The organism is Bradyrhizobium tropiciagri (genome assembly GCF_001189845.1).
Taxonomy (GTDB): domain Bacteria; phylum Pseudomonadota; class Alphaproteobacteria; order Rhizobiales; family Xanthobacteraceae; genus Bradyrhizobium; species Bradyrhizobium tropiciagri.
The window spans coordinates 1-4420 of sequence record NZ_LFLZ01000152.1 but is presented as its reverse complement, the minus strand read 5'-3'; the positions used below and the strand labels follow the sequence as shown (position 1 = coordinate 4420).

Here is a 4420-nt window from a genome sequence, read left to right as displayed (position 1 = left end):
AGCAGGCGGACACCCACGATTCCACATCGCGTCGCGCATGCCGCATCGCCCTGTCAGGCAAAGGTGCCGATCGTGATCCGCGGCCAGCCCTCGCTTTTCCGTGCGGCGGCAAGCCTGCTCGTCCAGGCATCGACCAGGCTTGCGATCAGGAGACGGCCGGTGCCGCGCATGTCGGGCAGTTTCATGGTCGGCGTGCCGAGCGTCAGCGCAACCACGCCATGGGTCGCCGCCAGCAGCGCGGTCGCCAGCCGCTGCGGCAGGCCCGGCGCGGGCTCGGCGCCATGTGCCGCCAAAAATTCCCGCACCGAGACCACGAACAATTCGTAGCTGCGCCGCGCGATCTCGGTCTCGCCGAAATAGACGCCGTCGGGAAACCGCCGGTCCTCGACCGTGCCGGACATCGAGAACAGCGAGCGGAAGTGATCGGGATTGTCGGCCCAGTAGTCGAGATAGGTTTCCATCACCCGCCGCAGCCGCAAATCGCTGTCGGCGGTCTGTGCGCGGACCCGTTCGAGTGCTTCGGCAACCGCTTCGAGGTTCTGCTGCTTCACCGCGAGCAGCAGCAGCAGCTTGGTCGGGTAATATTTGAGGACGGTGCCCTTCGAATAGCCGATCGCGTCGGCGATCTTCTGGATCGAGACGGTCTCGAGCGCGCCGGCGGCGAATTCCTTGCGCGCGGTCTCCAGGATCAGCGCCTTCAGCGCCTCCTTGTCGGCCTCCTGGCGCGCCCTGCGCTGAAAGCGCCGCGCGCCCTTGCTGGGTCGCTCCTCGATCGACATCGCCGTCTCCTAAAGCATGATCCGGAAAAGTGTGAAGCGGTTTTCCGAAAAAGATCATGCTCAAACAATGAGCTAAAGCGCGATGACGACTCAATCCAATCTCATCGCGCGTTAGAGGCTTTTCCGCTCCGATGGAATCGAAACGAGGCTCTCTTGCCATACCCCAGTTAATTGACTATGGTCAATTAATTGATCACGAGACGGGAGGACCCGATGAGTGCCCCTGCGAGCCCCCTTGCCGGCGACATTGTCCGCAGTGATTTCGATCCGTTCAGCCCGGCGACGCGGGCCGATCCTTACGGCACCTACGCGGAGCTGCGCGCGGCAGCGCCGGTCATTCGCCTGACGCGCTACGACATCTGGGCGGTGCCGCGCTTTGCCGAGGTCAAGACGATCTTCGGAGACCACGTCAATTTCAGCAACGCCGGCGGCGCCGGGCTTGCGAACCACTTCAAGGAAAAGCCGTGGCGGCCGCCGAGCATCATCCTGGAAGCCGATCCGCCGCTGCACGCCCGGACCCGCGCGGTGCTGGCGCGGATCCTCTCGCCCGGCGCGATGCGGCGGCTCGCCGATGACTTCAAGGCAAAGGCTGCAACGCTCGTCGACGGGCTGGTCGAGCGCGGATCGTTCGACGCCATCAAGGACATCGCGGAGGTGTTTCCGGTCAGCGTATTCCCCGACGCGCTCGGCATCGATCAGGAGGGCCGCGAGAACTTCCTGACCTATGGCGCGATGGTGTTCGCCGGCTTCGGACCGGAGAACGACTATTTTCGCAACCTGATGAAAGAGGCGCCGCGCGTGCTGCCCTGGGTGGCGGCGCGTTGCCAGCGCGAGGCACTGCGGCCGGGCAGTTTTGGCGCGCAGGTCTACGAGGCGGCCGACACCGGCGAGATCAGCGGGGAAGAGGCTCCGCTGCTGGTGCGCTCGCTGCTCTCCGCCGGGCTCGACACCACGATCAGCGCCATCGGCATGGCGCTGTACACGCTGGCGCGGCATCCCGAGCAATGGGCGTTGCTTGCGGCCGATCCGTCGCCGTCGCGCGCGGCGTTCGACGAGACGCTGCGGTTCGATTCACCGGCGCCGTTCGTGTTCCGCACCACGCCGCATGAGACCGAAATCGCGGGCGTTGCGATCGGCAAGCACGAGAAGGTGCTGCTGCTGCTCGCCTCCGCCAACCGCGACGAGACGCGCTGGGAGCATCCCGACCAGTTCGACATCAGGCGGCGGCTGTCCGGGCACATGGGCTTCGGCGTCGGCATCCACGGCTGCGTCGGGCAGATGGTGGCACGGCTGGAGGCGGAGGCCGTGATCGCGGCGCTCGCCAGCCGCGTGAAGCAGTTCGACATTGCGGGCCCGGTCGCCTTCCGCGACAGCTCGGGGCTGCGGGCGCTCAGCGCCATGCCGGTCCGCGTCACGCCGAAATAACGTTGATGGCGAGCCGCGAACCGGGGCCCGCCCCAAAACAGAACCGGCGCACCTTTCGGCACGCCGGTCTGCCTTTTGCCCGCTTCGTAAACTCAGGTCATGCCGACGCCGCGCGCGGCGTGCGGTTGCGCGAGTTGCGCTGGAAGAACAGCGCCTGGCTCGCCACCGCCGACACCATTGCCGGCTGGAACGGTTTTGAGATCAAGAACGCCGGCTCCGGCCGCTCGCCGGTCAGGAAGCGCTCCGGATAGGCGGTGATGAACACCACCGGCACCTCGAAGGTGCGCAGTAGCTCGTTCACCGCATCGAGGCCCGACGAGCCGTCGGCGAGCTGGATGTCGGCGAGGATCAGGCCGGGCTTCTTGTTCTTGGCGAGTGCCACCGCATCGGAATGCGTGCGCGCGACGCCGATGACGTTGTGGCCGAGATTCTTCACCAGGCTCTCGAGGTCCATCGCGATGAACGTCTCGTCCTCGATGATCAGGACGTCGGTGGCGATCTCGGCGGCCATCTCGCGGCCGGCAGCATCGGTCAGCTTGCGCGTCTCGGCGATGTCAGTGCCGAGGATGTAGCCGACCTCCTCCTCCGAGAAGCCTTCCAGCGACAGCAGCAGGAAGGCCTGGCGCGGCAGCGGCGTGATGTTGGAGAGCCGGCGCTCCGGCGGCAGCGACAGCGTCGCTACGTCGGCGTTGTCGTTGTTGTTCACCGAGACCGAATTCCAGATTTGGGTGAACAGCCGGAACAGACCGGCACGCGGGCCGTGCGTCTGGTCCAGCAATGATCCGTCCTGCAACAGGGCCTCGAGCATGGCCCCGACATAGGCGTCCCCCGACGCCTGGTTTCCGGTCAGTGCGCGAGCGTAACGGCGCAACAGCGGAAGGTGTTCGGCAACGATCTGCGATCGGGACATTCCCACTCCATCCTTGTTCTTAGGCCTGGGTTGTTGGGCCTGGCGGCCTGAAACCCGTTGTCTGGGGACGACAGAATCCCGCTCCGAGAATCCAGTTTCTGGGGCGACCCCGGTTCCCCTGCATGCCCGACTACGCGCGAAAGCCGAAAAAGTTCCACGAAATAGTTCCAACCTTCCGGAACTTTCTGCGCAACTTTGCATTAGCTCCAGATCGACGAGGCAACGCGGCCAGCCTCTTTTTTCGAGGAAACATCTTGGAAATCAGAGACTTAACTCCCGGGGAAGCGTGGATCAGATCATGAAGGAAGTAAAGAAGCAGGGCGGTCTCAACGCCGAGATTCAATCGAGAATCGGCCACCAGCTGCGCGCCATGTACGACGATGTGGTGCGGCAGGGGGTGCCCGACCGCTTTGCGGAGCTGATCCGCAAACTCGACGGGCCCGAAGCGGCCGCGGCGGCCGTGGCCGGGGGCGATACCGACAAGAACAATGGAGGGGACTAATGCCTCTCACGAATGAACTTCGCGACGACATCCTGGCGTCGGTCCCGAGCCTGCGCGCGTTCGCGATCTCGCTGTCCGGTAATGGTGACCGCGCCGACGATCTGGTGCAGGAGACCCTGCTGCGGGCGATCGCCAACATCGACTCGTTCCAGCCCGGCTCCAACCTTCCCGCGTGGCTGTTCACCATCCTGCGCAACCTGTTTCGCTCCGACTACCGGAAGCGGCGGCGCGAGGTCGAGGACGCCGAGGGCAACTATGCCAAGACGCTGAAGAGCCAGCCGTCGCAAGCCGCGCATCTGGAGTTCGAGGAATTCCGCGCAGCGCTCGAAAAGCTGCCGCAGGACCAGCGCGAAGCGTTAATCCTGGTGGGTGCCTCCGGCTTCTCCTACGAGGATGCCGCGGCGATCTGCGGCTGCGCGGTCGGCACCATCAAGAGCCGCGTCAACCGCGCGCGCTCGAAGCTGTCTGCGCTGCTCTATGTCGACAGCGCCGAGGATTTCGGCCCCGACAACACCGTGCGCGCCGTGATCGGCGGCAATGGCGGATAGCCAGGCACGAACGCCACTGAATACACACCACTGAATACACAAGAGGCGGCCCACCGGCGGGCCGCCTCTTTTGCTTTCGGAAGCGACAGGTCACGTTCACGCGACCGGTCTACGCAGACGCCACATGATGTTTGGGTCTAAAGCCTGATGAGATTAGGTTGAGCTGGAACGGCGTCGAAGGTTCACCTCTCCCTTGGGAGAGGTCATTTGCGCAGCAAATCGGGTGAGGGATTACGGTCTATCGAGAGGGCAAGAG

At 64.7% G+C, this 4420-nt stretch carries 5 protein-coding genes; 3 read left to right on the top strand and 2 right to left on the bottom strand.

The window, feature by feature from the left end; all coding sequences use genetic code 11:
* Nucleotides 1-53: 53 nt before the first annotated feature.
* Nucleotides 54-779: a TetR/AcrR family transcriptional regulator gene (locus AKN84_RS44045; RefSeq protein ID WP_050426564.1), complete on the bottom strand. Its 726-nt coding sequence runs from the start codon at nucleotides 777-779 to the stop codon at nucleotides 54-56.
* 213 nt (nucleotides 780-992) lie between these two features.
* Between AKN84_RS44045 and AKN84_RS44040 the strand changes: the two genes are divergently transcribed.
* The gene (locus tag AKN84_RS44040) at nucleotides 993-2204 is read left to right on the top strand and encodes a cytochrome P450 (protein WP_050426563.1); all 1212 of its coding nucleotides are present in this window, start codon (nucleotides 993-995) and stop codon (nucleotides 2202-2204) included.
* A gap of 97 nt (nucleotides 2205-2301) precedes the next feature.
* On the opposite strand, the gene AKN84_RS44035 is transcribed toward AKN84_RS44040, so the two are convergent.
* The gene (locus AKN84_RS44035; RefSeq protein WP_016847263.1) at nucleotides 2302-3114 is read right to left on the bottom strand and encodes a response regulator; all 813 of its coding nucleotides are present in this window, start codon (nucleotides 3112-3114) and stop codon (nucleotides 2302-2304) included.
* A gap of 298 nt (nucleotides 3115-3412) precedes the next feature.
* Here AKN84_RS44035 and AKN84_RS44030 point away from each other — a divergent pair, with 298 nt between their 5' ends.
* Entirely contained in the window at nucleotides 3413-3616 is a 204-nt protein-coding gene (locus AKN84_RS44030; protein WP_018269610.1) for a NepR family anti-sigma factor, read from the top strand.
* A complete protein-coding gene (locus AKN84_RS44025; protein WP_016847265.1) occupies nucleotides 3616-4164 on the top strand; it encodes a sigma-70 family RNA polymerase sigma factor in 549 nt (182 codons plus the stop codon). Before AKN84_RS44030 ends, AKN84_RS44025 begins: the two co-directional genes overlap by 1 nt.
* The last annotated feature ends 256 nt before the right edge of the window (nucleotides 4165-4420 follow it).

Excerpts from the sequence above, each read along its gene's own strand:
- AKN84_RS44045 (WP_050426564.1), bottom strand. The coding sequence starts at position 779 with ATGTCGATCGAGGAGCGACCCAGCAAGGGCGCGCGGCGCTTTCAGCGC.
- AKN84_RS44040 (WP_050426563.1), top strand. The coding sequence starts at position 993 with ATGAGTGCCCCTGCGAGCCCCCTTGCCGGCGACATTGTCCGCAGTGAT.
- AKN84_RS44035 (WP_016847263.1), bottom strand. The coding sequence starts at position 3,114 with ATGTCCCGATCGCAGATCGTTGCCGAACACCTTCCGCTGTTGCGCCGT.
- AKN84_RS44030 (WP_018269610.1), top strand. The coding sequence starts at position 3,413 with ATGAAGGAAGTAAAGAAGCAGGGCGGTCTCAACGCCGAGATTCAATCG.
- AKN84_RS44025 (WP_016847265.1), top strand. The coding sequence starts at position 3,616 with ATGCCTCTCACGAATGAACTTCGCGACGACATCCTGGCGTCGGTCCCG.